Consider the following 25,640-nt stretch of genomic DNA (forward strand, 5'->3'; position numbering starts at 1 on the left):
GGCTTGCTCGCGAAAGCGATGGGTCAGCCACCCTCTGCATAGCTGAACCAGTGCTTTCGCGAGCAAGCCCGCTCCCACCTTTTGATCTGCATTTATCCAGGGCGATTGGGTTTATTTCTTGGCGATGATGACGGCGCGCATCGGCGCCGGCAGCCCTTCGATCGTCTTGCTGTGATCCTGCGGATCGAGGAAGTCGCTCAGCGACTGATACTTCATCCACTCCGTCCCGCGTTGTTCCTCGACCGTCGTCACGCTCACGTCCACGCAACGCACCTCACTGAAGCCGGCGCGGCGCAGCCACAGCATCAGCGCCGGCACCGACGGCAGGAACCATACGTTGCGCATCTGCGCGTAGCGGTCCTCCGGCACCAGCACTTGCTGCTGGTCGCCTTCGACCACCAAGGTTTCCAGCACCAGTTCGCCGCCCTTGACCAGGGTGTCCTTCAGCGCCAGCAAATGCTCGATCGGCGAGCGACGGTGGTAGAACACACCCATGGAAAACACGGTGTCGAAGCCTTCCAGATTGGGCGGCAGGTCTTCGAACGGGAATGGCAGGTGCCAGGCATTCGGCGCGGACAAATAGCGCTGCACGGCCTGGAACTGACAGAAGAACAGCCAGTTGGGGTCCACGCCAATCACGCTGTCGGCGCCGGCGCCGAGCATGCGCCACATGTAGTAGCCGTTGCCGCAGCCGACGTCGAGGATGCGCTTGCCCTTGAGGTCCAGGTGCGGCGCCACGCGCGACCATTTCCAGTCCGAACGCCACTCGGTGTCCACATGCACACCGAACAGGTGGAACGGCCCCTTGCGCCACGGGCTCAGGCCCATCAGCGCGGTGTGCATTTGCGCGCGAGTGGCGTCGTCGCAGTCGGTGTCCAGGGTCAGGCCGTTGAGCAAATCCACTTCGCTGGGCTGGATGGCAGGCAACGCATCCAACGCACTCTGCCAGCGCTCGAGGTCGCCATGACCTTTTTCCATCTTGCTATCGAGTTGCGCTTGCAGGCCCTGGGCCCACACGGCCAGGGGAGTGCCGACCAGATGGCGGGCGAGGGGGGACAGATCAATCATGGCAAGGCAATCAACGAGGCAAAGTTAAGACACTGGAACCACGGCACGACTTTCGAGAACCCGGCCGCCAGCAGGCGTTCGCGGTGTTCTTCGAGGCTGTCGGGCTTCATGACGTTTTCGATGGCGCTGCGCTTCTGGGCGATTTCCAGTTCGCTGTAGCCATTGGCGCGTTTGAACGCGATGTGCAGGTCGGTGAGCAGCGCGTGTTCTTCAAGGTCATTGAAGCGCAGCTTTTCCGACAGGATCAATGCACCGCCCGGCAACAGCGACTGGCGGATGCGGCCGAGCAGCGCCAGGCGCTCCTCGGGGGCGATAAATTGCAGGGTGAAGTTCAGCGCCACCACCGAGGCCGGTGCAAATTGCAGCGCGAGGATATCGCCCTCCACCACCTCGACCGGCAACAGCTCCTGGAACATCGAGTCCTGGCCATTCAGGTATTCGCGGCAGCGCTCGACCATGGCCGCCGAGTTATCCACAGCGATTACCCGGCAACCGTCGGTGCGCACATGGCGGCGCAACGCTTGGGTGACCGCGCCAAGGGATGACCCCAGGTCATACAGCACGCTGTTGGGCTGGGCGAACTGCGCCGCGAGCACGCCGAGGTTCTCGACGATGGTCGGGTAACCCGGCACCGAGCGCTTGATCATGTCCGGGAACACCCGCACCACGTCCTCGTTAAAGGCGAAGTCCGGCACCTGGGGCAGGGGCTGGGCGAATAGGCGATCGGGTTCTTTGCTCACGGCTGTTCCGGCGACGATGGGGGAAAGGCCGGCATTTTAGCCAACTTGGCCCTCGGATGCGCGGGTTGTCTGATGGAAAGCCGAGGCCGTGATACCCCACTGGCCAAGCCAGTAAGTGACGATCAACAGATACGGTGCCGCCTCGAACGACAGCACAAACCGATTGATGCCGATCAGCGTGTCGGAAAACACAAATGACACCGCACCGGCCGCCGCCAGCAGCGCCGAGCGTTTCGGCACGTCACTGCCCAGCCGTGCCAACGCGCGCCAGAGCATGGCGCTGATCACCGTCGCGTACACCACCACCGGAATCAGCAGGTCACCCAGGCCGTGGGAAATCATGATGCTCAGCAGAATCGCGCCCACGCCCAGCGCCAATACCAATGGCAGCAGCGCCAAGCGGCGGCAATCGCTGAAGTAGGCTTTCAGATAAGCCAGGTGCGCGAACAGGAACGCGCCGAGGCCGAAGATGAACAAGTCGCCCGGCCACGCCAGCAGCACATCGCCGACCAGCGAGAAAATCAGCCCCAGGCTGATCCAGCGTCGATAGTCGGTGGGCGGCGCGTCATGCAGCCAGCCCAGCAGCGCGAGTACCGGCAGCGGTTTGACCAACAGGCACAACAGGGTGGCGTGGGTGGTCAGGCCGTAGATAAAGGTGCCGGCGCCCATCAACGCAAGAATCAGCCATGGCATATCAGTTCACCGTAATGGCGCAGTCGAAGGTTTCGGCGGGTTCGGCTTCCGGCTCCCAGGGTTGCTGGGAGGTCAGGCGCAAACGTCCCTGGCCGGCCGCAAAGGCCTGGAAGCGCCAGGTGGACTGGCCGCCGCCACCAATCACGCCGGATTCCGAGCTGCTGTAGACCTCGGGGCTCAGCGCGCGCAATACGCCGCCGGCCGAATCCTGAATGGCCCAGCGGTAACCGGTGGTGGGATTGCTGGGCAGGGTCAGGATCAGATTCTGCCCGGACTTGAGCTGGAGCGGGCAGGCGCCCTGATCTTCCACGGTGACGTTTTGCTTGGGGGCACTGGCGCAGGCGGCCAGCAGGGCAAGGCTCAGGGGAAGCAGCAGGCGGGCAGCGGTCATGGAGGCTCCGTTGATTAGCGACGAAGGGCGAGCATAACCGAAGATGAGACAAGGTGTGACAAGAGGACCGCAGAGTGCGCTTGGTGGAGAGCAGGCTTGCCTTGCGTTGGGCTGCGGAGCAGACCCAGAACTGACGACCCCATTCTTTCGGAAAGAATGGGGTCTATTCAAGAGGGGCTGCTACGCAGCCCAACGCAGGGCAAGCCTGCTCACCACAGGGGGGGCACTCGGGCCACTCGGGGCACTCGGGCTAGTGAGCTATCAGAAGAGCACCTTCGCCACGTCGGCAAAGCGCTTGGCAAAGTGCACGGTCATGCCTTCCTTCAGGTAGTCCGGCAACTCCTCGAAGCTGCCACGGTTTGGCTCCGGCAGGATCAGCTCGTGAATCTTCTGGCGTCGCGCCGCAATCACCTTCTCGCGCACCCCGCCAATCGGCAGGACATGCCCGGTCAGCGTCAATTCACCGGTCATGGCCACGCCTTTTTTCGGCGGCTGGTTGCGTGCCAGCGACAGCAGCGCGCTGGCCATGGTCACCCCGGCGCTCGGGCCGTCTTTGGGCGTGGCGCCTTCCGGCACGTGCAGGTGCACGAAGGCCTCGTCGAAGAACTTCGGATCACCGCCAAACGACTTCAGGTTGGAGCTGATGTAGCTGTAGGCGATTTCGGCAGACTCCTTCATCACCTCACCCAACTGCCCGGTGAGCTTGAAACCACGGTTGAGCGTGTGGATGCGCGTCGCCTCGATCGGCAGCGTGGCGCCGCCCATGCTGGTCCAGGCCAGGCCGGTGATTACCCCGGTGCCGGACAGCACTTGCTCGTTGCGGAACACGGGAATGCCCAGGGAGCTTTCCAGGTCCTTGTTGCCGATCTTGATCACCGAGTCGGGCTCATCCAGCAGCTTGACCACGGCTTTGCGCACCAGTTTGCCCAGCTGTTTCTCCAGCTGGCGCACACCGGCTTCCCGCGCGTAGCCGTCGATCAACGCGCGCAGGGCGCCGTCGCTGATGCTCAGGCTGTTTTTCGACACGCCGGCTTTTTCCAGCTGCTTGGGCCACAGGTGACGCTTGGCGATGGCGACTTTTTCTTCAGTGATATAGCCGGACAGGCGAATCACTTCCATCCGGTCCAGCAGCGGGCCGGGGATGGAATCCAGGGTGTTGGCGGTGCACACGAACAGCACCTTGGACAGGTCCAGGCGCAGGTCCAGGTAGTGGTCGAGGAATTCGACGTTCTGCTCAGGGTCGAGGGTCTCCAGCAATGCCGACGCCGGGTCGCCCTGGAAGCTCTGGCCCATCTTGTCGATCTCGTCGAGCATGATCACCGGGTTCATCACTTCCACATCTTTGAGCGCCTGCACCAGCTTGCCCGGCAGGGCGCCGATGTAGGTGCGGCGGTGGCCCTTGATCTCGGCCTCGTCGCGCATGCCGCCGACACTGAAACGGTAGAACGGCCGGCCCAGTGACTCGGCGATGGATTTGCCGACGCTGGTCTTGCCCACGCCCGGCGGGCCCACCAGTAGCACGATGGAACCGGCGACTTCGCCTTTGTAAGCGCCCACCGCGAGGAACTCGAGGATGCGGCTCTTGATGTCGTCCAGCCCCGCATGGTGTTTATCCAGCACCTTGCGCGCGTGCTTGAGGTCGAGCTTGTCCTCGCCATACACCCCCCACGGCACCGAGGTGGCCCAGTCGAGGTAGTTGCGAGTGACCGCGTACTCCGGCGAGCCGGTTTCCAGGATCGACAGTTTGTTGAGTTCTTCATCAATGCGTTTTTTCGCCTGGGCCGGCAACACTTTGCCCTCCAGGCGTTGCTCGAACTGCTCGACGTCCGCGCTGCGGTCGTCCTTGGTCAAGCCCAGCTCCTGCTGGATGACCTTGAGCTGTTCCTTGAGGAAGAACTCGCGCTGGTGCTCGCCGATCTTGCGGTTCACTTCGGCGGAGAGTTCTTTTTGCAGACGCGCGACTTCGACTTCCTTGCGCAGCATCGGCAGGACTTTTTCCATGCGCTTGAGCATGGGGACGCAGTCCAGCACTTCCTGCAGCTCGTTGCCGGTGGCCGAGGTGAGGGCGGCAGCGAAGTCGGTCAGCGGCGACGGGTCGTTGGGGCTGAAGCGGTTGAGGTAGTTCTTCAGCTCTTCGCTGTACAGCGGGTTGAGCGGCAGCAGTTCCTTGATCGCATTGATCAGCGCCATGCCGTAGGCCTTGACCTCGTCGGTCGGCTCGCTGGGCTGGTGCGGGTATTCGACTTCCACCAGGTACGGTGGGCGGTGGTGCTTGAGCCAGGTGCGAATCCGCACGCGGGTCAGGCCCTGGGCGACGAATTGCAGTTTGCCGTTCTCGCGGCTGGCGTGGTGCACCTTCACCAGGGTGCCGTACAGCGGCAGGCTGGAGGTGTCGAAATGCCGGGGATCTTCGGGCGGCGTGTCCATGAAAAACAGGGCAAGCGAGTGGTGATCGGATTTGCTCACCAGCTCCAGGGTTTCCGCCCACGGTTCTTCATTGACGATCACCGGCAGCACTTGCGCCGGGAAGAACGGCCGATTGTGGATCGGAATGATGTAGACCTTGTCCGGCAGGTTTTGCCCAGGCAGGGCAAGGCCGGTGTTGGATGAAGCTGCGTGTTCAGCGTTTTCGGGATCGGCGTAATCGTTGAGGTCGATGTCCGGGAATTCTTGCTGGTCGCTCATGGGGCACCTGCATAAGGAAGTATGCAGGTTAGATGGGGCAGGGCAGTGGTGGTTTCAATGGCGGGCGTGAGATAGCAACATATTGCATGATATTTTCGAAACCCGTAGGCGCCAGCAAGCCGGCTCCTGCAGGGCTCAGCTGATTTTGTGGAGATAGGCGGGCAGTGGCTGTTCCGGCAGTACCGACAACACTTTCAACCGCTGCAACATGCGCTGCCGTGCCCGTTGCAGGTGCTCGCGCAGGTTCAGCGCGGCCGCATCGACGGCGCCGTGCAGCAACAACTCCAGAATCAGGCGATGTTCGGCAAGCATGGCTGGATCGGCGCCGATCCCCAGCAAACGGTAGAAAATCCGGCTGATGATCATCGGGCTCTGGCCCTGGCGAATCAACGCGGCGATCTTGCGATTCTGCAGGCCGGCGAGGCAGCGCTGGTGCAAATCCTCTTCGATCTGTTCGATGGCTTCCAGGCTGCAATGGGGGCTGTCCTGGGCGTCCAGCACGCGTTGCAACATGGCTTCGAGCAGCTCGCGGTCCAGGTTCGGTGCGCTCTGGCGCAGGGCTTCGGGCTCCAGGCAGGCACGCAGTTCGTAGTCTTCGGTGACTTCCCGCGCGGTCAGCGGCCCCGCCAGCCACTGCGAGTACGGCTCTTTTTCCACCAGGCCCCGGTCGCGCAGGCGCATCAGCGCTTCGCGCACCACCGCGCGGCTGACGCCGTAATGGTCGGCGGCGGCCTGTTCGTCCAGGCGGTAGTGGCCGAAGGCGATGCAGGTGGACAGCGCCGCGCCGATTTCCTCGACGATCCGCTCGCCCAGCGGTCGGGTATCCACCAGCTCATCTTCGCCATTCAGGCCCAGGTGCGCATGGCTCAGCGGCAAGCGCAGCGGCTCCATGGCCAGGCCTTCGGGGTTGATCAGGTAGCCGCGGCCATTGAAGCGGCAAATCAGCCCTTCGGCATGCAGCAGGTCCAGGGCCTTGCGCACCGGCACGCGGCTGGTGCCGAACAGTTCGGCCAGCGGTGCCTCCAGCAGGACCAGCCCATGGCGCGCGGTGCCGTTGACGATCGCATCACGCAACAGCTGATGAATCATCGCGTAACGGGAGGCCGAGGCGGACACTGCTTTCATTGCTTTCTCAAGAGGATGTAGGACGGTGGCCGGGGATTCTCTCATAGATGCGCCTGTCACTCTGCGCCACATCGGTGGCACTTTTTTGGGGCCTGGACAGCGGGAATGTTACTTTTCTGCACCAAAATGTACTTATTCATAAAAGATACATTATTTCTTTTAAACCCTGCGCTGGATGTGTTGCACGCTTTTTTTTCCAGACCCAGGAGCATCTATCCCGTGGATCCTGACGCGAACATCTGATCTGCACGTTGGGCGCGTTCACAGACTGGCACGAAACCTGCCTTTGTAAAATGTACATTTTATTAATATGTACGTTTTATGAGGGTCATCTTGATGTCAGACGCCACTTCAATGGCCGAGGATTTCGCCAGCGGTCGCAACGACCCGGTGCAAGCCCTCGAGCAGGCACTCGACAAGGCCAGCCAGGTCCCGGCGGTATTTATCAGCCTGACCACCGAGCGCGCCCGCCGTGAAGCCGAAGCTGCCGCCGCGCGCTGGCGGGCCGGCCAGCCATTGAGTGGGTTGGATGGCGTGCCCGTGGCCTGGAAGGACCTCTATGACGTGGCCGGCAGCGTCACCACTGCCGGTGCCGCCTACCGGCGCAACGCGCCTGCCGCCTTGCTCGATGCGCCCAGCGTAGGGCTGCTGTGCCGCGCGGGGATGGTCAGCGTCGGCAAGACCAACCTCAGCGAGCTGGCCTATTCCGGGCTCGGCCTCAATCCGCACTTCGGCACCCCGCACAACCCGCACGGCACTGACCAGCCACGTATCCCGGGTGGCTCATCGTCCGGCTCGGCGGTGGCCGTCGCCGCCGACATCGTGCCCATTGCGATGGGCACCGACACCGCCGGTTCGATCCGCATCCCCTCGGCATTCAATGGCCTGGTGGGCTACCGCAGCAGCAGCCGACGCTACAGCCGCGACGGCGTGTTTCCCCTGGCTCACACCCTCGACAGCCTTGGCCCGCTGACCCGCAGCGTGCGCGATGCGCTGGCCATCGACGACCTGCTCCACGGCCGCCGGCAAACCCATGTCGCGCGAAGCCTCAAGGGCCAGCACTTTGTGCTGGAGCAAGGCGCCCTGGAAGGCATTGAACCCGCCGTGCACAACAACCTGCTGCGCGCGGTGGACCAACTCAAGGCCGCCGGTGCGCGGGTCGAGTTGCGCCCCTCGCCCACGTTCCAGGCCACGCTGGAGCTGATCAAGCACCAAGGTTGGCTCGGCGCCTTCGAAGCCTTCGCCCTGCACCAGGCGTTGCTCGACAGCGCCGACGCCGAGCAACTCGACCCCCGCGTACGCCGCCGCCTCGAAGCCGCTCGCGCGTTGCCGGCCAGCCAACTGATCGCCCTCACCGATGCACGCCGCCGCCTGCAACAGCAACTGATCGACGACCTCGACGGCGCCGTGCTGATCACCCCCACCGTTGCGCATGTCGCCCCGGCCCTGGCACCGCTGGAAGCCGACGACGCGCTGTTTGTCAGCACCAACCTCGCCACCCTGCGCCTGACCATGCCCGGCAGTTTGCTCGACATGCCCGGCGTGAGCCTGCCCAGCGGCCGCGACGCCCTGGGTTTACCCACCGGCCTGCTGCTCAGCGCCCCCAGCGGCGAAGACGCACGCCTGCTGCGGGCCGCTTTGTCGGTCGAAACCGCCCTGACTTTTTAAGGAGACACACCATGGCTAAAGACATCCTCTGTGCATTTGGCGTCGACGTCGACGCCGTCGCCGGCTGGCTCGGTTCCTACGGCGGCGAAGACTCGCCCGATGACATCTCCCGCGGCCTGTTCGCCGGGGAAGTCGGCGCGCCGCGCCTGCTCAAACTGTTCGAACGCTACGGCCTGCGCACCACCTGGTTCATCCCCGGCCACTCGATGGAAACCTTCCCCGAGCAGATGAAGGCCGTGGCCGACGCCGGCCACGAAATCGGCGTGCACGGCTACAGCCACGAAAACCCGATCGCGATGACCGCCGAGCAGGAAGAAATCGTCCTCGACAAGTCCATCGAGCTGATCACCCAGGTCACCGGCAAGCGCCCCACCGGCTACGTCGCGCCGTGGTGGGAATTCAGCAAGGTGACCAACGAGCTGTTGCTGAAAAAAGGCATCAAGTACGACCACAGCCTGATGCACAACGACTTCCATCCCTACTACGTGCGCAAGGGCGACACCTGGACCAAGATCGACTACAGCCAGCACCCCGATACCTGGATGAAACCCCTGGTGCGTGGCGAAGAAACCGACCTGGTGGAGATCCCGGCCAACTGGTACCTCGATGACCTGCCGCCGATGATGTTCATCAAGAAAGCCCCGAACAGCCACGGCTTCGTCAACCCGCGTCACCTCGAGGAAATGTGGCGCGACCAGTTCGACTGGGTCTACCGCGAGCACGAACACGCGGTGTTCACCATGACCATCCACCCCGACGTGTCCGGCCGCCCGCAAGTGCTGTTGATGCTGGAGCGCCTGATCGAGCACATCCAGAGCCATGCCGGCGTGCGCTTCGTCACCTTCGACGAAATCGCCGACGACTTCATTCGCCGCCAACCCCGTACCTGAACCCCACCCTGCAGGAGCCGGCTTGCCGGCGCCTGCCGGTCAAATCCTTGAGGCGTGCCCCATGTCCATCTACAACAAGCTTGACCTGACTGGCTGGAAACCCCGGCAACTGACGTCCCAGGAAGTGCGCTTCGCCACCTGGATCGCGTTTTTCGCCTGGGTGTTTGCGGTGTATGACTTCATCCTGTTCGGCACGTTGCTGCCGGAGATCGGCCGGCACTTTGGCTGGGGTGAAGTGGAGCAAGCTGAAATCGCGACCTGGGTGGCGGTGGGCACGGCGGTGGTCGCGTTTGCCATTGGCCCGGTCGTGGATAAGTTGGGTCGGCGCAAAGGCATCATCTTCACCGTGGCCGGTTCGGCACTCTGCTCGGCACTCACCGCGATTGGCGGGGCGTGGGGCAAGTCGCCGCTGATTCTGATCCGGTCGCTGGGCGGCCTCGGCTATGCCGAGGAAACCGTCAACGCGACCTACTTGAGCGAGCTGTATGGCGCTTCCGAAGACCCGCGCCTGACCAAGCGCCGCGGCTTCATCTACAGCCTGGTGCAGGGCGGCTGGCCGGTCGGTGCGTTGATCGCCGCCGGGTTGACCGCGCTGTTGCTGCCGGTCATTGGCTGGCAGGGCTGCTTCATCTTCGCCGCGATCCCGGCGATCGTGATCGCGATCATGGCGCGCAAGCTCAAGGAGAGCCCGCAGTTCCAGATCCACCAGCGCATCAGCGAGCTGCGTAAAAGCGGCGCGGTGAAGGACGCGCAGAACGTCGCCGCGACCTACGGCGTGGATTACGACGAACACAGCAAGGCCGGCCTGAAGGCGGCCTTCCGTGGCCCGGCGCGCCGCGCCACGCTGGTGATCGGCGCCGCGCTGCTGCTCAACTGGGCGGCGATCCAGGTGTTCAGCGTGCTGGGGACTTCAGTGATCGTCAGCGTGCACCACATCTCGTTCGAGAACTCGCTGATCATCCTCGTACTGTCGAACCTGGTGGGTTACTGCGGTTACCTCAGCCACGGTTGGATGGGCGACAAGATCGGCCGCCGCAACGTGATCGGCCTGGGCTGGATGCTCGGCGGGCTGTCGTTCGCCGGCATGCTGTTTGGCCCGAGCAACATGGCGATGGTCGTCGGGCTGTACAGCCTGGGCCTGTTCTTCCTGATCGGGCCGTACTCGGCAGCGCTGTTCTTCATCAGCGAAAGTTTCCCCACCAGCATCCGCGCCACCGGTGGCGCGATCATCCATGCCATGGGCCCGATCGGCGCGGTGGTCGCAGGTTTTGGCGCGACCCAGGTGTTGTCCGCCGGCAGCGACTGGCAGACCGCCGCGCTGTGGTTCGGTGCACTGCCGTGCTTTTTGTCCGGTGCCCTGATGTTTGCCGCACGCCACGTGCGTCCGGAAACCGTTCAGTAAGGAGTGTTTGATGAGCCGTAAAGTTGCCTTGATTACCGGTGCCGCCAGCGGCATCGGCCAAGCCCTCGCCGTGGCCTATGCGCGCAACGGCGTGGCGGTGGTCGGCGGGTATTACCCCGCCGATCCCCATGACCCGCACACCACTGTGGCCCTGGTGGAAGCGGCCGGCGGCGAGTGCCTGATGCTGCCACTGGACGTGGGCGCCAGCGCCTCGGTGGACGCCCTGGCCGAGCAGGCCGTGCAACATTTTGGCCGCCTCGATTACGCAGTGGCCAACGCGGGTCTGCTGCGCCGCGCGCCGTTGCTGGAGATGACCGATACGCTGTGGGACGAAATGCTCAATGTCGACCTGACGGGGGTGATGCGCACCTTTCGCGCGGCGACCCGGCATATGCACGAGGGCGGCGCGCTGGTGGCGATTTCGTCGATTGCCGGCGGCGTGTATGGCTGGCAGGAGCACAGTCACTATGCGGCAGCCAAGGCCGGTGTGCCGGGGCTGTGCCGGTCGCTGGCGGTGGAGTTGGCGGCCAAGGGCATTCGCTGCAACGCGGTGATTCCCGGGTTGATCGAGACGCCGCAGTCGCTGGATGCGAAAAATTCGCTGGGGCCGGAAGGCTTGGCGAAAGCGGCGCGCGCAATCCCGCTGGGCCGGGTAGGGCGGGCGGATGAAGTGGCGTCGCTGGTGCAGTTCCTGACCAGTGAGGCATCGAGTTATTTGACCGGGCAGAGCATCGTCATCGACGGTGGCCTGACCGTGCGCTGGCCGGACTGATGCGGATCAAGCCTGATGCACATCAAATGCGGGAGCGGGCTTGCTCAAGAATGCGGCGCAACAGTTCTGCCTGCATCGACTGACACACCGCTTTCGCGAGCAAGCCGCTGCCACATTTAACCGCGTTCGCATCTCGATTATTCAAGGAGTTCACCATGCCCCAACTCACTCACCGCCGCGCCGTCATCACCGGCGCCGGCAGCGGCATCGGGGCCGCCATCGCGCGCGCCTATGCCGTCGAAGGCGCACGCCTGCTGCTGTCCGACCGCAACGCCGCCAGCCTGGCTGAAACCGCGATCACCTGCCGCAACCTTGGCGCCGAAGTGGTCGAGTGCCTGGCCGATGTCGGCACGGTCGAAGGCGCCCAGGCCAGTGTCGACCGCTGCGTCGAGCATTTCGGCGGCATCGATATCCTGGTCAACAATGCCGGCATGCTCACCCAGGCGCGCTGCGTCGACCTCTCCCTCGAAATGTGGAATGACATGCTGCGTGTCGACCTCACCAGCGTGTTCATCGCCAGCCAGCGCGCCCTGCCGCACATGCTCGCGCAGCGCTGGGGGCGGATCATCAACGTCGCCTCGCAACTGGGTATCAAGGGCGGCGCGGAGCTGACCCACTACGCCGCCGCCAAGGCCGGGGTGATCGGCTTTACCAAGTCCCTCGCGCTGGAAGTGGCCAAGGACAATGTGCTGGTCAACGCCATCGCGCCGGGCCCTATCGAAACGCCGCTGGTGGGCGGCATCAGTGCCGACTGGAAACGCGCCAAGGCCGCCGAACTGCCCCTGGGCCGCTTCGGCCTGGCGGATGAAGTCGCGCCCACCGCCGTGCTGCTGGCCAGCGAGCCGGGTGGCAACCTGTTCGTCGGCCAGACCCTGGGCCCCAATTCCGGCGATGTCATGCCATGAGTGGGGTGTAGGCATGTGCGGACTCTGCGGACTGCTCGGCGAAGACCTGCACTGGAGCGACCCCCTGGGCGACGAACTGCCCAGGCGCCGCGAACGCCTGCGCCGTATCGCCGCCATCAATCAGGTGCTGGCGGTGTTCCGGCTCAAGGTCGAAGACTTCCAGGGCGCGTCGTACCTGCTGCTGGGCGCCACCGGCAAACAGGCGTTGGCGAGCGGCCTGGATCAACTCTGGCAGGCCGCTGAAACCATGCTCGGCCGCCCGCTGGACCCGCTCGATCCCCGCTTGCTCGATCACCTGGACCTGCAGGCGTCATGAGGTAAGAAGAAAATGAGCATCGCTCTAAATGTGATCACCGGCTTCCTCGGCAGTGGCAAGACCACCTTGCTCAAGCGCCTGCTGCAGCACGAAAGCCTCGGCGATACCGCGTTGCTGATCAACGAATTCGGCGACGTCGGCATCGACCATCTGCTGGTGGAAGAAGTGGCGCCCAATACCGTGTTGCTGCCCAGCGGCTGTATTTGCTGCTCGATCCGCGGCGAACTGAAAGACGCGCTGCTTGGCCTGTTGCAACGCCGCGAGCGCGGTGAGATTCCTGCGTTCAAGCGGGTGATCCTGGAAACCACCGGCCTGGCCGATCCGGCGCCGATCCTCGCGACCTTGAACAACGACGTGCAATTGCGCGGGCGTTTTCATATCGGCCTGGTGATCACCCTGGTCGACGCCAGTCACGCCGCGCTGCAGGAACGCCTGCACCCGGAATGGCTGGCCCAGGTGGCGGCGGCGGATCGCCTGTTGCTGAGCAAGACCGACCTGGTGCCTGATTGCGCGGCGCTGCGTGCGCACCTGCAGGGGCTGAACGCCGGTACGCCGATCCTCGATACACAGGACATTCTCAGCGGCGATCAACTGCTGCTCGGCGAAGGCCTGCGCAGCGCCGAGCCCGCCGTGGAAGTCAGCCGCTGGCAACTGCATCAAGCCACCAACGTCACCCACGGCGCCGCGCAGGTGTGCAGCCTGACCTTCGACCAGCCGCTGGACTGGGTGGGTTTCGGGGTGTGGTTGTCGATGCTGTTAAGATGCCACGGCGAACGAATCCTCCGCGTCAAAGGGCTGCTCAACGTGAACGCCAGTAACGCCCCCATCGTCATTCATGGCGTGCAGCATTGCCTGCACGCCCCGGTGCACTTGCCCGCGTGGCCGGGCAGCGACCGCCAGTCGCGCCTGGTGTTTATCCTGCGCGGGCTCGACCCCGCGCTGCTGCGGCGCTCCTTCGACGTGTTCTCGCGACGGTTCGCCGCATGATCACATTGCGCGTTCTCGGCACCTCGGTGACCCTGCTCGAATGCCTGCGCGTGCGCGCCGAACAGGAGCTGGGCATTCGCCTGGTGTACCAGGTGCACGACGTCGAACAGGCCCAGCGCATCGCGGTGATGCAGCCCGACAGCTACGACCTCTACGACCAGTGGTTTCACAACGTCGACTTCGTGTGGCCGGCCCGCGCGATCCAGCCCATCGACACGCGACGCCTGGCGCTGTGGCACGAGATCAACGACTTGCCCAAGCGCGGGCGCCTGTCGCCGAACGACCGCCTGGGCAGCGGCAGCGTGCCCAGCGAGCGCCTGTTCGTGCAGCACGATGGCAGCCTCGGCAGTACCGTCACCGAGCGCATCAGCATGTTGCCGCTGACCCACAACGCCGACAGTTTTGCCTACCGCCCCGAACGCTTGCCCGAGGGTTTTTGCCACGGCAATGAAAGCTGGGGCTGGTTGCTCGATCCGGCATGGCGCGCACGCACGGCGCTGCAGAGTGACGCCGCCATCGGCGCGCTGGACGCCGCGCTGGCGGTGCAGGGCGCGGGGCTGGCCAGCTTCAAGGACATCGGCAACATGAGCATCGAAGAGATCGATGTGCTGGCCGACATTCTGGTGCGCAAACAGAAGGAAGGGCACTTTGCGGCGTTCTGGTCCGATGACGAGGAGGCGGCGCAATTGATGCTCAGCCCGAGCATCGATATCCAGAGCCTGTGGTCGCCGACTTTGATGCGCCTGCACCGCGCCGGGGTGAAATACCGCCTGGCGGTGCCGCGCGAAGGTTATCGCGCCTGGTTCGGCGGCTTGTCGTTGTCGCGCCATGCCCAAGGGCCGGTGCTGGATGCGGCGTATGCCTATCTCAATTGGTGGCTGTCCGGCTGGCCCGGTGCGGTGATGGCGCGCCAGGGTTACTACATCGGCAATCCGGCGCGCACGCGTGATCACCTGAGCAGCGCCGAATGGGATTACTGGTATGCCGGCAAGCCTGCGCGGGAGGAGTTGCTGGGCAGCGACGGCTTGCCGCTGATTGATATCGGCGAGGTGCGCGATGGCGGCTCCTACGAGCAACGCATGGGGCATATCGCGGTGTGGAACTCGGTCATGGATGAGCACAACTACCTGGTGCGGCGGTGGGGGGACTTTATGCGGGCGCGCGGCTGAGCGCCGGTCAAGCACGTGTCGCCAATAAAATGACTGTGAAATCCCCGTATTTATTGAGTGCGCTTATGCTTTTCCCCAGTTAATCTGCTCAAACCAAATATTCATGCAAAATGGATATTTTTTTGACGCCAGTCAGCAGTTGCCAGGAAAGCATATGACAAAGGGACCGAGTGGCAGAGAGCGGCGAAGGCAGCCAGCGGGCACTGCAATGAGCTGGCGCCACACCTTTCAAACCCGCATTGCGGGGGTGTTGGCGCTGTTGCTGTTGGTGGTCGTCGCAGCCACTTATTTCGCGGTCAAGACCGCGACGTCCCGCGCCGTGGAAAACCAGGCGCAAGTCCAACTCAAGACCGGCAGCCAGGTGTTCGAACGCCTGCTGGACCTGCGCGGCCGTCGCCTGCAATACGGCCTTGACTGGCTGACCGTCGACGGCCCGTTCAAACAAGCCGTGGCCGAGGGCCAGACCGTGCCGATCCTCGCCGCCCTGCGGCGTCATGGCACCGGTATTCGTTCCAGCGAAGTGTTTGTGCTGGGCCTGGATGGCAAGGTCATGGTCAGCACCTTGCCCGTCCTGTCGCGCGGCCAGGTGTTCCCCTATAACAACGCCCTGCGCCTCGCGCGGCGCAGCGGCCTGCAGATGTTGATCGTGGCCATGGACGGCCGGCCGTACCTGCTGGTGCAGGAGGAAGTACTCGACCCGTTGCCCATCGCACGGGTGGTGATGGGTTTTCCCATGGACAAACTGTTCGCCAATGAGCTGCGTTCCATGAGCAACCTGGAGGTGTCGTTCCTCAGTGTGCAGGAGGGCAAGCCGGGTCCGCTGTTCAGCACCCAGCCCGATGCGTATCAGGCCTCTACTTTCAGCTTGCTGCGCGAAGCGCCTATCGACCCCGAGCCGCAAATCCACCTGTTCTACGGCCAGCGCGTGCTCAGCCAGGTACTGCCGCTGGCCAATACCGGTGACGGCAATGAAGTGCGGGTCCTGCTGCAAAGCCCGCTGGACCATGCGCTGGAATCCTTCGCGCCGCTGGACCGGCAGTTCCTCGGGATTGCCCTGGCGGTGCTGCTGGTGTCGTTGGCCGGCGCGCTGTTCCTCGCGCGTCGCGTGTCGCGCCCGTTGAATGCGCTGGTCGAGGCGGCGGGGCGGATCGGTGCCGGCGATTACCGCACGCCGGTGCGGGTGCGCGGCCATGACGAGTTCGGCCTGCTGGCGCGCGCCTTCAACGCCATGCAAAGCGGGATCGCCGTGCGCGAACGGCAACTGGCGCATAACGCCCTGCATGATCCGCTCACCGGCCTGCCCAATCGGGCCTTGGCCATGGAGCGCCTGGGCAGCGCGATCAGCGCGCGGCGGCCGGTGGTGTTGTTGTACCTGGGCATCGAGAACTACCGGGTGATCAACGAAGGCTTCGGTCCCGAGGGCGTCGAGGAGATGCTCCGCGAAGCCAGCCGCTGCCTGTCCATGAGCCTGTTGGCCAGCGACACGGCGGCACGCATCACCGGCAGCGAGTTCCTGTTGTTGCTGGAGAACACCGAGATCGACCGCGCCGTGGCCCGCGCCGACCGCCTCTACGCGTTGCTCACCGAACCCCAGCGCATCGGCAATGACGAACTGCGCCACGAAGTCAGCATCGGTATCGCTGCCTACCCTGCCGACGGCCAGCAGGTCGAAGAGCTGATCAGCCGCGCCGCCATCGCTCGCCATGATGCGGCGGCGCTGCCGGGCTACCTGCAGATCTACCAGCAGGACCGCGATCTCGCCCACCAGCGCCAGATCACCTTGATCCGCGACCTGCGCCGGGCCGCCGTCGAAGGCGAGTTGTACCTGTGCTACCAGCCCAAACTCGACCTCAAGCACGGCTATGTGCGCCAGGCCGAAGCCCTGCTGCGCTGGCAGCATCCGAGCCTGGGGCTGGTCTCGCCCGCCGAATTCATCCCCCTGGCCGAGCGCACCGGCAGCATGGGCGGCCTCACGCAATGGGTGATCGAAGAAGCCATCCGCCAGATCGGCGAGTGGGCGCAGCGTGGGCTGCATATTCAATTGTCGGTGAATATCTCGGTGGATGATCTGGCCGATGATGACCTGGCGATCCGCGTCACCACCTTGCTGATGCACTACGGCGTGTCGGCCCAGCAGCTGCTTTTCGAGATCACCGAAAGCGCGATCATGCACAACCCGCAGCAGGCTCTGAGCGTGCTGGAGCAATTGCGTGGTTGCGGTATCAGCCTCTCGGTGGATGACTTCGGCACCGGCTATTCCTCGCTGGCCCAGCTGCAACGGCTACCGGTGCAGGAGTTGAAGATCGACCAGTCCTTCGTGCGCAACCTCGACAGCACCAGCGGCGACGGCGTGATCGTCCGTTCCACCATCGAGATGAGCCACAACCTGGGGCTCAAGGTGGTGGCCGAAGGGGTCGAGTTCGAGCCCAGTCTCAAGCTGCTCAAACTGTGGAATTGCGACACGGCCCAGGGCTACCTGATCAGCCGTCCCCTCAACGCCATGGCCTTCGAGATGTGGATGCGCCGCGAGCGCACTCCGGTTGGAGGCTAGATCAACTCAGCCCGCCTCAGTTCTCGGACATTCATGCGCCTGAGGGGGTTATGGTTGCCTTGCAACTTGGCCATGTCCGTAATCGCACTGCGATAGTCAGCTTTCAGTCCTTCTGGAATGGTCTTGAAACCACCTTTGGCGTAATCGTGAACGATGTCACTCATCACCCTGGGGTCAATGTCGCTGATACGGTCTGGCTTGAACACTTGCCCGAAGTCCACCGGCACGACTTCCTCGCCGGGTGTTTTCTTGAAGTTCTGCGCCTTGGGGTCACCGATCATGAAGCCCAGTTTGAACAAGTTATCGACGGCATCTTTAACCTCCTGGTCCGTGGGTAGTCCGCCCTCTATGTACGGCATATTCAGGTGGCCTCTCTCCATGTAGGCCTCGCCTGGCTTACCGGTTGCGTGGAGATAGGCATTCCACATGTTCATCTCGTGCTTGAGGGCTTTCGGGTCGGGTTTGAATAACGACTTGATTGCCCGATCCTGATGCTTTTCCACCTGGCCCCTGGAGCCGGTGCCAATGACCGACGGGTGATTGGCGGGTTGCGTGGAGTGCGCACTGGGGCTCTGACTGTGCAGTTGGGCTGCGGCTTGCGCGGAGTGCGTGGGGCGATTGAATAGAGCGAGAAAAGGCATTGGGTGCTACTCACCGAATTGTGTTCAGACTGAGTGGAGAGGAGTGAACAAAATCGGTGTAGGAAAATGCACTGGTTAGATGCAGATGTTTCTTGAAGTGGGAAATGTCTGCAAAAAAAAGCGGCTACCTATCCGGTAGCCGCCTTTTTTGTACCGCCGGTGTTGCTTAATCCGGCAGTTTGAACGCCATCACGTAGTCACCCTGCTTGGTGCCCAGCGAACCGTGACCGCCAGCCATGACCAGCACGTATTGCTTGCCGTCCTTGCCGGTGTAGGTCATCGGTGTGGTCTGCGCGCCTGCAGGCAGGCGGCCTTCCCACAGCTGCTTGCCGTTTTTCACGTCATAGGCACGCAGGTACTGGTCGAGGGTACCGCTGAGGAACGCTACGCCACCGGCGGTGGTGAAGGTGCCGCCCAGGCTTGGTACGCCCATGGTCAGGGGGATTGGAACCGGCGAGCTGTCACGCACGGTACCGTTTTTGTGCATCCAGATGGTTTGGTGGTTGGTCAGGTCGACCGCCGCCACATAACCCCACGCTGGTGCCTGGCACGGCAGGCCCAGAGGCGACAGCAGTGCTTCGAGGATCACGCCGTACGGCGCGCCTTTGTTCGGCTGCACGCCTTCGGTTTCACTCACGCGCGGACCTTGCTTGGCGATATCGGCCGCCGGGATCAGCTTGGACTTGAACGCCATGTAGCTTGGGTTCACGAAGGCGATCTGGCGTACCGGGTCGACGGAAATGCCACCCCAGTCGAACACGCCGAAGTTGCCTGGGTAAACGATCGAGCCTTGCAGCGAAGGCGGCGTGAACGGGCCGTCGTAGCGCATGGATTTGAAATCGATGCGGCACAGCAGCTGGTCGAACGGCGTCACGCCCCACATGTCACGCTCCTTGAGGGGCGGTGGCATGAAGTTCAGCTCGGACTTCGGTTGGGTCGGCGAGGTGTGGTCGCCAGCAACAGCGCCTTGCGGCACGGCGACTTCGTGGATCGGCACCACCGGCTGGCCGGTAGCACGGTCGAGCACGTAGATGCTGCCTTGCTTGGTCGACGCCATTACTGCCTGCTTGACGCCGGCTTCGGTCTTGATGTCGATCAGCGAAGGCTGGCCGCCCACGTCCATGTCCCACAGGTCGTGGTGGGTGAACTGGAAGGTCCACTTCACGTGGCCGCTGTCGATGTCCAGGGCGGTCAGGCCGGCGCTGTATTTTTCCGAGTCTTCGGTACGGTCGCCGCCGTATTGGTCGGGCATCTGGTTGCCCATCGGCAGGTAGAGCATGCCGAGTTTTTCATCCACGCTGAACATGGACCACATGTTCGGCGAGTTGCGGGTGTAGGTCTTGCCCTCGGCCAACGGGGTAGTGTCGTCCGGGTTGCCGCTGTCCCAGTTCCACACCAGCTTGCCGGTGTGCACGTCGAACGCGCGGATCACGCCGCTAGGCTCGTCGGTGGAGACGTTGTCGGTCACGTGACCGCCGATCACCACGAGGTTCTTGGTCACGGCCGGTGGCGAGGTGGAGTAGTAACCGCCGGGGGCGAAGCTGCCGATATTGGCACGCAGGTCGACCTGGCCTTTGTCGCCGAAGTCTTCGCACATCTTGCCGGTGTCGGCGTTCAGGGCGATCAGACGGGTGTCGGCGGTCGGTACGAAGATGCGTTTCGGGCAGGCATTCGGCGCGGCGGCCGGGCTGGCGCTGCCGGTAGGGCTCTGCTCGGAAGCGTAGACAGCGTCATCGTGATACGACACGCCACGGCAGGTCATGTGCGCCCAGCCCTTGAAGTTCTCGGCACCTTCGGTGCTGATCTTCGGGTCGAAACGCCAGATTTCCTTGCCGGTGTCCGGGTCCAGCGCGATCACCTGGCTGTGCGGCGTGCACACGTAGAGCATGCCGTTGACTTTCAGCGGGGTGTTTTCGGCGGTGGTTTCACCCGGATCGCCAGCACCAGGAATGTCGCCGGTGCGGAAGGTCCACGCCGGGACCAGCTTGTGCGCGTTCTCCGGGGTGATCTGCGCCAGCGGCGAGTAGCGATCACCATGGGCCGAACGGCCGTAGGAGTTCCAGTCGCCATCGGCCTGGGCCGGCGCAGAACTGGCCATGCCAGGTACCGCGTCGCGGTCCAGTTGGCCGGTCTTGACCATCTCACCCGGGTTGGTGAATTGGCTGGCGAGGGCGGCAGCACCGGCCAGCACCACGGCCACGCTCAGCGCGCCAGTGCCCAGCGGGGCAGGCTGGCCACGCAGCAACGGACGGCGAAACCACGGGAGCAGCAGGACGATGCCCAGGGCAAACAGCAGTGCCAGGCGCGGCACCAACTGCCACCAGTCCAGGCCGACTTCCCACAAGGCCCATACGGTACTGGCGAACAACACCAGTGCGTACAAGCCCAGCGCGGCGCGGCGGGTAGCCAGCAGCAACACGCCGGTCAGGGCGATGCCGATACCGGCCAGCAGGTAGTACAGCGACCCGCCGAGCATGCTCAGCTTGACGCCGCCGGCCAGCAAGGCCAGCCCCATGATCAGCAGCAAGATCCCCAGCAGCCTGGGCAGCAGGCGGCTTGGGCTTGAAGCACCATCAGTGCTCATAGTGTGTTTCTCCGTTACGTTGGAATTATGTAACCCCGTGCTTCACTGTAGATGACGATTCGGCGCGGGCTTGGTTCAGCGTTAATTCGGTTTTTCTGGGGACAGGCGGTTATCCACAGGCGGGCGATAGACCTTCAGGCGCAGGTCGGTGCAAGACAGCGCTGTCTTCGAGGAGAGGGCAATTCGGCAAAATGGGATCGACCGCGGGAGTGAAACGTTTCAGTTTGTTGCGGCAAGGATAAAGTGCTGGTGCACCAAGAGAAAGCACAAATCGCAAGATGCATCATTTCCGATTTGGTAACAGTGACAGAACGTCGCTGCAAAAAGTGCAGGCGCCGGCTTGCCGGCGATGGGCCCGTGAGGCCGCTATCGCCGGCGAGTCGGCGCCTACAGGCGTGGGTTAGAAGGTGGTGCGGATACCCAATTGCACGCTTCTGCCCGGTGCCGGCGCGATGTCACGCAGGATCGAGCTGGCGTAGCGCACGGTCTGGTTGGTGAGGTTTTCGCCGTTCACAAACGCCAGCCATTGGCTGCCGCCGACGTTGAAGCGATAGCCTGCGCTCGCGCCCAGCGTGGTGTAGCCGTCGGTGCCGCTCTCGTTATTCGGTACCCGGCCCTGGCCGGCGGCGTGTTCCACATCGATACGTGCCTGCCAGCGGTCGAGTTCCCACAGCAGGCCGCTGTTCAAGCGCAGCGGCGCAATGCGCGGCAAGGCTTCGCCGGTGTCGAGGTTGGTGGCGCGGGTGTAGTCGCCCGACAGCTCCAGGGCGAACTTGCCGTAGGCGCTTTCACCGAGTTTCCAGTGGTCCTGGGCTTCAAAGCCGGCAAATCGCGCACGTACACCGGAATATTCGTACTCAGGGATACCGCCGGCGTCTTCTTCACCTTCATCGTTCAGCGTACGACCGGTGCCCAGCAAGCCGATGTAATTGGAGAAGTGGCTGTAGAACACCCCGAAGCTGCCCTTGTGAGTGCCGTTGTCGAAACGCAGGGCCAGGTCGCTGGACACGGCTTTTTCTTTCTTCAGGTTGGCGTTGCCCAGCTCATAGGTACCGGTGGCGACATGCGCACCGTTGGCGTACAGCTCGTAGAACGTCGGCGCGCGCTCGGTATAGCCGAGGGTCGCGGCCACCGACCAGATCGGCGTGAGGGTGTACACCGCACCCGACGACAGGCTGCCGGCGGTGAAGTCATTGCTTTTGTCGGCGCCGGCAAAGCGCTCGTTGCCCTTGGCGTCCGGGTCGACGCTGGTGTGTTCCAGGCGCCCGCCGAGGCTGAGTTTCAAGCGCTCGGTGGCCTGCATTTCTTCGAGGATAAACAGCGCGCCGGCCGTGGTGTCGGTCTGCGGCACGAACGCTTCTTCACCCAGGGCGGAGAACTCGTTGCGGGTGACCTGTGCACCGACCACCCCGTCGAGCGGGCCAAGTGGCTGGTGACGGGCTTCAACCCGTGCCTCATAACCCTTGTTCTTGAAGATCGTGCCGGTCTCGCCGCCTTCGATTTCGCGGTGCTCGTAGTCGGTGTAGCCCGCGTCGACTTTCACCGAGGTGAACGGGCCTTGCAGGTTGCGGACTTCGGAGGCGAATGCGTAGTGATCCTGCTTCATGCGGATGCGCACGTCCTGCTCGGCAGGGGAGCCGTAGTTGGCGTCGTAGCTGCTGTAGGACAGCCCGGCGTAACCGTCATCCCAGGTGTAGGAACCGCCCACCGCGCCGCCGTCCTGGCGTCCGTCGCTGTTGCCCAGGCGGCCGTTCTTGCCGGGCGCGTCATCGGTTTCCGGGGCGTGGCGACTGCGTGCCTGGCCGGGGATTTTCAGGTCGTTGAATTCCCGCGCATTCGCATCCAGGTGCAAGGCGAAGGTGCCGTTGCCGGCTTCCAGCTTGCCGGCGCTGCTGCGCGTGGTGTCGGCGCCGCCGTAGCGCAATTCACCGGCACCGTGGATGCCTTCGATGGCTTCGGTGGGAATGCGGTTGTCGAAGGTGTTGACCACGCCGCCGATGGCGCTGCCGCCGTACAGCAGCGCTGCCGGCCCGCGCACGATCTCGATGCGGTCGACGTTGACCGGGTCCAGTGGCACCGCGTGGTCGTAGGACAGCGACGAGGCATCCAGCGCGCCCACGCCGTTGCGCAGGATGCGGATGCGGTCACCGTCCTGGCCACGGATGATCGGCCGGCTGGCGCCCGGCCCGAAGTACGAAGACGACACGCCGGGCTGCTTGTTCAGGGTTTCGCCGAGGCTGCCTTTTTGTTGCAGGGTCAGATCATCGCCTTCCAGCACGGTGGTCGGCGAGGCGAGTTGCTCGCTGCCCAGCGGGTTGCCGGTGATGACTTGGGGTTGCAGTTCCAGGGCGTGGGCTTCGGAGCAGATCAACAGGGCGGCGGCAAGCGGGGTCAAGCGCCACAGGGAGGAGAGGGACATCGGACATTCCTTGGCAAAACGGCAAAAAAGAGAAGGCTGCAGACGGTATCGAACGGCTTACTTTTGATAAGTATCGTTACAATATAACATCTCTTTTTTCGCTGAAAAGGGGAACTTTCTCCCACGGGCTATATTCAATGCAGTGCTTCCACCGGTACGCCCCGTCGGCTAAGGTGCGCGGCTGTATTTCCTCTTATTGCAAAAGGCCCGGCATGACCGCGACAAGCAACGACCCACTCCACGGCGTGACCCTGCAGCACGTCCTCACCACCCTGGTGGAACATTACGAATGGGAAGGCCTGGCCGAGCGCATTGATATCCGCTGCTTCAAGAGCGACCCGAGCATCAAGTCGAGCCTGACCTTCCTGCGCAAGACGCCGTGGGCGCGGGAAAAAGTCGAAGGCTTGTACGTCAAGCTGATGCGCACCAAACGCCCGCTGGACTGACCTCATGAAGCGGTATGTGGCGGCAGCGGCGCTGGCCGGATGGGTCGGGTTGGCGATTCAGCAATACCTGATCTTCTCTTCGCGCTGGGACGCCGGCGCCAGTCTGCTGGGCGGGCTGATCAACTTTTTCAGTTTCTTCACCGTGTTGACCAACACCCTGGCGGCGGTGGTGTTGAGCTATGCGTGGGTCAAGCGCGACTCGCCGGCGAAGCGGTGGTTTCTCGCGCCCGCGGTCAGCAGTGGCATCGTAGTGAGCATCGTGGTGGTGGGCCTCGCCTACAGCCTGTTGCTGCGGCATTTGTGGCAGCCCGAGGGCTTTCAATTTATCGCCGATGAGCTGCTGCACGACGTGATGCCGGTGTTGTTCGTCGTGTACTGGTGGCGGTATGTGCCCAAGGGGCATCTGCGCCTGAAACACATCGGCCTGTGGGTGATCTACCCGCTGGTGTACTTCGGCTATGCGCTGCTGCGCGGGGATTTGCTCGGGCAGTATCAGTACCCGTTCATCGATGTCGGCACCCTCGGTTATCCACAAGTGTTCGTGAATGCCGGGGGGATTCTGGCGGGGTTTGTGCTGGTTGCACTGGCCGTGGTGGGGCTGGATAAACGCATCAAGCCCCGCTCCTGATTGATTCTTTCCTTACCTACCCGGCGAGCACCGTCTCGTCGAGCGGTTGCGCGCCTCTTCTCGAACGCTTCAACTCATTAGTTAATCTTTCTACATGAAAGCGTTGACTTTCAAGGTGATGTAGTTCGGTTCTTACAGTTATAGTTACCGATAACTCGGCACCCATAAACTTCACGTCATCCACGTCTTACAGATGAATATAAAGTTTTGGCAAATTGCCATAATTTTCTTATAAGTCTTGGCGTCGCCAGGCTACGTCATTAAATGAACGGGCCGACTTTCCTTTTAAAGTTTGCACTGGATAATCACTCGGGCTCATCAAGCGAGTTGAGTTGCAATACAAGTAATTGGAAAAAGGTAGGGCGTTCTGCGCGCTCAGGCGTCGGAATGACTTAATGACGTTTATTACTCTGTGAGCCTCTAGACATGAAAGCCAAAATGAACACTGTGCTGTTATCCATCGGGTTGTTGGTAGGGTCTGTGTCTGTTGCCCAGGCGGCGGATGGAACGGTCACCTTTTTGGGTTCGGTGCATTCCGGCGCCTGCTCCATCAAGCCTGACTCCGTCGATCAAACCATTCCCCTTGGCGCGATTGCCAAGCATCAGTTGCAGGCGGGTGGGAAGTCCGAGCCACGGCGCTTGCTGATTGAACTCGAAGGTTGCGACCTGGCCGGCCTCACCGATAACACGGTGACCACGACCTTCACCGGGGCGCCATCCGGCGTGGTGCCGGGTGCGCTGGGCACCGTCGGTAGCGCGGGCAACGTCGGCATCATGATGACCCATGGCAGTCAACCCGTTCGATTGGGCGTGCCTACCACGCCGCAGATCATTGCCACCGGTGATAACACGCTGGAGTTCGGCGCCTATGTGCAAGGCGCTGCTACGGGCGACGTGTTGCCGGGTGATTTCAGCGCGGTGACCAATTTCACCTTGGCTTATCAGTAAGCTTTTTCCCCCGCCACCCAGCGTGGCGGGGGAGGCGGGTGGAGGCACTGGTGAAAACATTCGTAAGTCTCGCTATCACCTCTTCTTTGGCGATGTTCGCCAGCCCTTGGGGGGTTGCCCAGGAGCTTGCGCACGGGGATGGGCTCGTCACGCTGGGAGGAGAGGTCGTTGACTCGGCCTGCGGGTTGGAGTTGGTCAGCATCGATCAAACCATCGATATGGACCCTGAGCCGATCGGCCGGTTTTTACGACGCGCCAGGGGCGGCGACCAATCCTTCCAGCTGCGCCTGGTCAATTGCACATTGAGTCGCACCGATCCGTTACGCCCCGGGGTAACGCTGCCCGACTGGCAGCACCTGCGGGTGACATTTGACGGTCCCTCCGACAGGGAGGGTCGCTCTTTTGCTGTATTGGGTGGCTCGCAAGGTGTTGCTCTCAATATCCAGAATTCGGTTGGCCAATTAAGTATTCCCGGTCAGCCGATGACACCGCACCCCTTGGCGGAAGGCGACATGACGCTGCACTTCACGCTTCATTTTGTTGGCAACGGATTGCCCATAGTGGCCGGAGCACACCGCGCCACCGTGCGATTCAAGTTGGAATATTTCTGAA

Annotated in this window: 22 protein-coding genes; 13 read left to right on the plus strand and 9 right to left on the minus strand. The window is 63.1% G+C overall.

The window, feature by feature from the left end; translation table 11 throughout:
• Positions 1-111: 111 nt before the first annotated feature.
• The 6 genes from cmoB to QMX97_RS09525 form a co-directional block, all read right to left on the minus strand.
• Positions 112-1,068 carry a tRNA 5-methoxyuridine(34)/uridine 5-oxyacetic acid(34) synthase CmoB gene (cmoB, locus tag QMX97_RS09500; RefSeq protein WP_065906922.1) on the minus strand — a complete coding sequence of 319 codons (957 nt, stop codon included), beginning with the start codon at positions 1,066-1,068 and terminating at the stop codon, positions 112-114.
• Entirely contained in the window at positions 1,065-1,808 is a 744-nt protein-coding gene (gene cmoA, locus QMX97_RS09505) for a carboxy-S-adenosyl-L-methionine synthase CmoA (RefSeq protein ID WP_065906921.1), read from the minus strand. Before cmoA ends, cmoB begins: the two co-directional genes overlap by 4 nt.
• A 36-nt stretch (positions 1,809-1,844) precedes the next feature.
• Complete coding sequence (locus QMX97_RS09510; RefSeq protein ID WP_282396780.1) at positions 1,845-2,501, minus strand: lysoplasmalogenase; 657 nt, start codon at positions 2,499-2,501, stop codon at positions 1,845-1,847.
• Between the two features lies 1 nt (position 2,502).
• Positions 2,503-2,892: a protease inhibitor I42 family protein gene (locus QMX97_RS09515; RefSeq protein ID WP_106805063.1), complete on the minus strand. Its 390-nt coding sequence runs from the start codon at positions 2,890-2,892 to the stop codon at positions 2,503-2,505.
• Positions 2,893-3,153: 261 nt separating this feature from the next.
• Entirely contained in the window at positions 3,154-5,577 is a 2,424-nt protein-coding gene (gene lon, locus QMX97_RS09520; protein ID WP_065906917.1) for an endopeptidase La, read from the minus strand.
• A 135-nt stretch (positions 5,578-5,712) separates the two neighbouring features.
• Positions 5,713-6,702 carry a GntR family transcriptional regulator gene (locus QMX97_RS09525; RefSeq protein ID WP_065906913.1) on the minus strand — a complete coding sequence of 330 codons (990 nt, stop codon included), beginning with the start codon at positions 6,700-6,702 and terminating at the stop codon, positions 5,713-5,715.
• 336 nt (positions 6,703-7,038) lie between these two features.
• Here QMX97_RS09525 and QMX97_RS09530 point away from each other — a divergent pair, with 336 nt between their 5' ends.
• The 9 genes from QMX97_RS09530 to QMX97_RS09570 all read left to right on the plus strand — a co-directional run bounded on the left by QMX97_RS09530 (position 7,039) and on the right by QMX97_RS09570 (position 17,362).
• Positions 7,039-8,370, plus strand: coding sequence for an amidase (locus QMX97_RS09530; protein ID WP_120447705.1), 1,332 nt, complete (start codon positions 7,039-7,041; stop codon positions 8,368-8,370).
• Positions 8,371-8,381: 11 nt separating this feature from the next.
• On the plus strand, positions 8,382-9,260 hold the full coding sequence (locus tag QMX97_RS09535; protein ID WP_065906905.1) for a polysaccharide deacetylase: 879 nt from the start codon (positions 8,382-8,384) through the stop codon (positions 9,258-9,260).
• 61 nt (positions 9,261-9,321) lie between these two features.
• Complete coding sequence (locus QMX97_RS09540; protein ID WP_065906903.1) at positions 9,322-10,662, plus strand: MFS transporter; 1,341 nt, start codon at positions 9,322-9,324, stop codon at positions 10,660-10,662.
• Positions 10,663-10,672: 10 nt separating this feature from the next.
• On the plus strand, positions 10,673-11,434 hold the full coding sequence (locus tag QMX97_RS09545; RefSeq protein WP_282396781.1) for an SDR family NAD(P)-dependent oxidoreductase: 762 nt from the start codon (positions 10,673-10,675) through the stop codon (positions 11,432-11,434).
• Between the two features lie 155 nt (positions 11,435-11,589).
• Positions 11,590-12,339, plus strand: a complete 750-nt coding sequence (locus tag QMX97_RS09550) for an SDR family NAD(P)-dependent oxidoreductase (protein ID WP_106805060.1) — start codon at positions 11,590-11,592, stop codon at positions 12,337-12,339.
• A gap of 13 nt (positions 12,340-12,352) precedes the next feature.
• Positions 12,353-12,655 (plus strand): hypothetical protein, encoded by a 303-nt coding sequence (locus QMX97_RS09555; protein WP_282396782.1) that lies wholly within the window; start codon positions 12,353-12,355, stop codon positions 12,653-12,655.
• Positions 12,656-12,667: 12 nt separating this feature from the next.
• Positions 12,668-13,642, plus strand: a complete 975-nt coding sequence (locus tag QMX97_RS09560) for a GTP-binding protein (RefSeq protein WP_065906898.1) — start codon at positions 12,668-12,670, stop codon at positions 13,640-13,642.
• Positions 13,639-14,811 (plus strand): PotD/PotF family extracellular solute-binding protein, encoded by a 1,173-nt coding sequence (locus tag QMX97_RS09565; protein ID WP_065906896.1) that lies wholly within the window; start codon positions 13,639-13,641, stop codon positions 14,809-14,811. Before QMX97_RS09560 ends, QMX97_RS09565 begins: the two co-directional genes overlap by 4 nt.
• A gap of 208 nt (positions 14,812-15,019) precedes the next feature.
• Positions 15,020-17,362, plus strand: coding sequence for a bifunctional diguanylate cyclase/phosphodiesterase (locus tag QMX97_RS09570; protein ID WP_201143596.1), 2,343 nt, complete (start codon positions 15,020-15,022; stop codon positions 17,360-17,362).
• Here the strand turns inward: QMX97_RS09570 and QMX97_RS09575 are convergent.
• From QMX97_RS09575 to QMX97_RS09585, 3 genes are all read right to left on the minus strand, one after another.
• Positions 17,359-18,003 (minus strand): hypothetical protein, encoded by a 645-nt coding sequence (locus QMX97_RS09575; protein WP_282396783.1) that lies wholly within the window; start codon positions 18,001-18,003, stop codon positions 17,359-17,361. The genes QMX97_RS09570 and QMX97_RS09575 overlap by 4 nt on opposite strands.
• A 166-nt stretch (positions 18,004-18,169) precedes the next feature.
• Complete coding sequence (locus QMX97_RS09580; protein ID WP_065906886.1) at positions 18,170-20,587, minus strand: glucose/quinate/shikimate family membrane-bound PQQ-dependent dehydrogenase; 2,418 nt, start codon at positions 20,585-20,587, stop codon at positions 18,170-18,172.
• A 400-nt stretch (positions 20,588-20,987) separates the two neighbouring features.
• Positions 20,988-23,006 (minus strand): TonB-dependent receptor, encoded by a 2,019-nt coding sequence (locus tag QMX97_RS09585; protein WP_201143598.1) that lies wholly within the window; start codon positions 23,004-23,006, stop codon positions 20,988-20,990.
• Positions 23,007-23,218: 212 nt separating this feature from the next.
• Here QMX97_RS09585 and QMX97_RS09590 point away from each other — a divergent pair, with 212 nt between their 5' ends.
• The 4 genes from QMX97_RS09590 to QMX97_RS09605 all read left to right on the plus strand — a co-directional run bounded on the left by QMX97_RS09590 (position 23,219) and on the right by QMX97_RS09605 (position 25,639).
• Positions 23,219-23,452 (plus strand): VF530 family protein, encoded by a 234-nt coding sequence (locus QMX97_RS09590; RefSeq protein ID WP_012722427.1) that lies wholly within the window; start codon positions 23,219-23,221, stop codon positions 23,450-23,452.
• Positions 23,453-23,456: 4 nt separating this feature from the next.
• Positions 23,457-24,080: a Pr6Pr family membrane protein gene (locus QMX97_RS09595; protein WP_282396784.1), complete on the plus strand. Its 624-nt coding sequence runs from the start codon at positions 23,457-23,459 to the stop codon at positions 24,078-24,080.
• A gap of 438 nt (positions 24,081-24,518) precedes the next feature.
• Positions 24,519-25,028, plus strand: coding sequence for a fimbrial protein (locus tag QMX97_RS09600; protein WP_065906879.1), 510 nt, complete (start codon positions 24,519-24,521; stop codon positions 25,026-25,028).
• A 50-nt stretch (positions 25,029-25,078) separates the two neighbouring features.
• Entirely contained in the window at positions 25,079-25,639 is a 561-nt protein-coding gene (locus tag QMX97_RS09605) for a fimbrial protein (protein ID WP_282396785.1), read from the plus strand.
• Position 25,640: the final 1 nt, after the last annotated feature.

The sequence above is a fragment of the Pseudomonas sp. PS01298 genome (genome assembly GCF_029959745.1).
Taxonomy (GTDB): domain Bacteria; phylum Pseudomonadota; class Gammaproteobacteria; order Pseudomonadales; family Pseudomonadaceae; genus Aquipseudomonas; species Aquipseudomonas aylmerensis.

Coding starts and splice junctions, on each gene's coding strand:
- cmoB (WP_065906922.1), bottom strand. CDS start 1,068: ATGATTGATCTGTCCCCCCTCGCCCGCCATCTGGTCGGCACTCCCCTG.
- QMX97_RS09510 (WP_282396780.1), bottom strand. CDS start 2,501: ATGCCATGGCTGATTCTTGCGTTGATGGGCGCCGGCACCTTTATCTAC.
- QMX97_RS09515 (WP_106805063.1), bottom strand. CDS start 2,892: ATGACCGCTGCCCGCCTGCTGCTTCCCCTGAGCCTTGCCCTGCTGGCC.
- lon (WP_065906917.1), bottom strand. CDS start 5,577: ATGAGCGACCAGCAAGAATTCCCGGACATCGACCTCAACGATTACGCC.
- QMX97_RS09525 (WP_065906913.1), bottom strand. CDS start 6,702: ATGAAAGCAGTGTCCGCCTCGGCCTCCCGTTACGCGATGATTCATCAG.
- QMX97_RS09530 (WP_120447705.1), top strand. CDS start 7,039: ATGTCAGACGCCACTTCAATGGCCGAGGATTTCGCCAGCGGTCGCAAC.
- QMX97_RS09535 (WP_065906905.1), top strand. CDS start 8,382: ATGGCTAAAGACATCCTCTGTGCATTTGGCGTCGACGTCGACGCCGTC.
- QMX97_RS09540 (WP_065906903.1), top strand. CDS start 9,322: ATGTCCATCTACAACAAGCTTGACCTGACTGGCTGGAAACCCCGGCAA.
- QMX97_RS09545 (WP_282396781.1), top strand. CDS start 10,673: ATGAGCCGTAAAGTTGCCTTGATTACCGGTGCCGCCAGCGGCATCGGC.
- QMX97_RS09550 (WP_106805060.1), top strand. CDS start 11,590: ATGCCCCAACTCACTCACCGCCGCGCCGTCATCACCGGCGCCGGCAGC.
- QMX97_RS09555 (WP_282396782.1), top strand. CDS start 12,353: ATGTGCGGACTCTGCGGACTGCTCGGCGAAGACCTGCACTGGAGCGAC.
- QMX97_RS09560 (WP_065906898.1), top strand. CDS start 12,668: ATGAGCATCGCTCTAAATGTGATCACCGGCTTCCTCGGCAGTGGCAAG.
- QMX97_RS09565 (WP_065906896.1), top strand. CDS start 13,639: ATGATCACATTGCGCGTTCTCGGCACCTCGGTGACCCTGCTCGAATGC.
- QMX97_RS09570 (WP_201143596.1), top strand. CDS start 15,020: ATGAGCTGGCGCCACACCTTTCAAACCCGCATTGCGGGGGTGTTGGCG.
- QMX97_RS09575 (WP_282396783.1), bottom strand. CDS start 18,003: ATGCCTTTTCTCGCTCTATTCAATCGCCCCACGCACTCCGCGCAAGCC.
- QMX97_RS09580 (WP_065906886.1), bottom strand. CDS start 20,587: ATGAGCACTGATGGTGCTTCAAGCCCAAGCCGCCTGCTGCCCAGGCTG.
- QMX97_RS09585 (WP_201143598.1), bottom strand. CDS start 23,006: ATGTCCCTCTCCTCCCTGTGGCGCTTGACCCCGCTTGCCGCCGCCCTG.
- QMX97_RS09590 (WP_012722427.1), top strand. CDS start 23,219: ATGACCGCGACAAGCAACGACCCACTCCACGGCGTGACCCTGCAGCAC.
- QMX97_RS09595 (WP_282396784.1), top strand. CDS start 23,457: ATGAAGCGGTATGTGGCGGCAGCGGCGCTGGCCGGATGGGTCGGGTTG.
- QMX97_RS09600 (WP_065906879.1), top strand. CDS start 24,519: ATGAACACTGTGCTGTTATCCATCGGGTTGTTGGTAGGGTCTGTGTCT.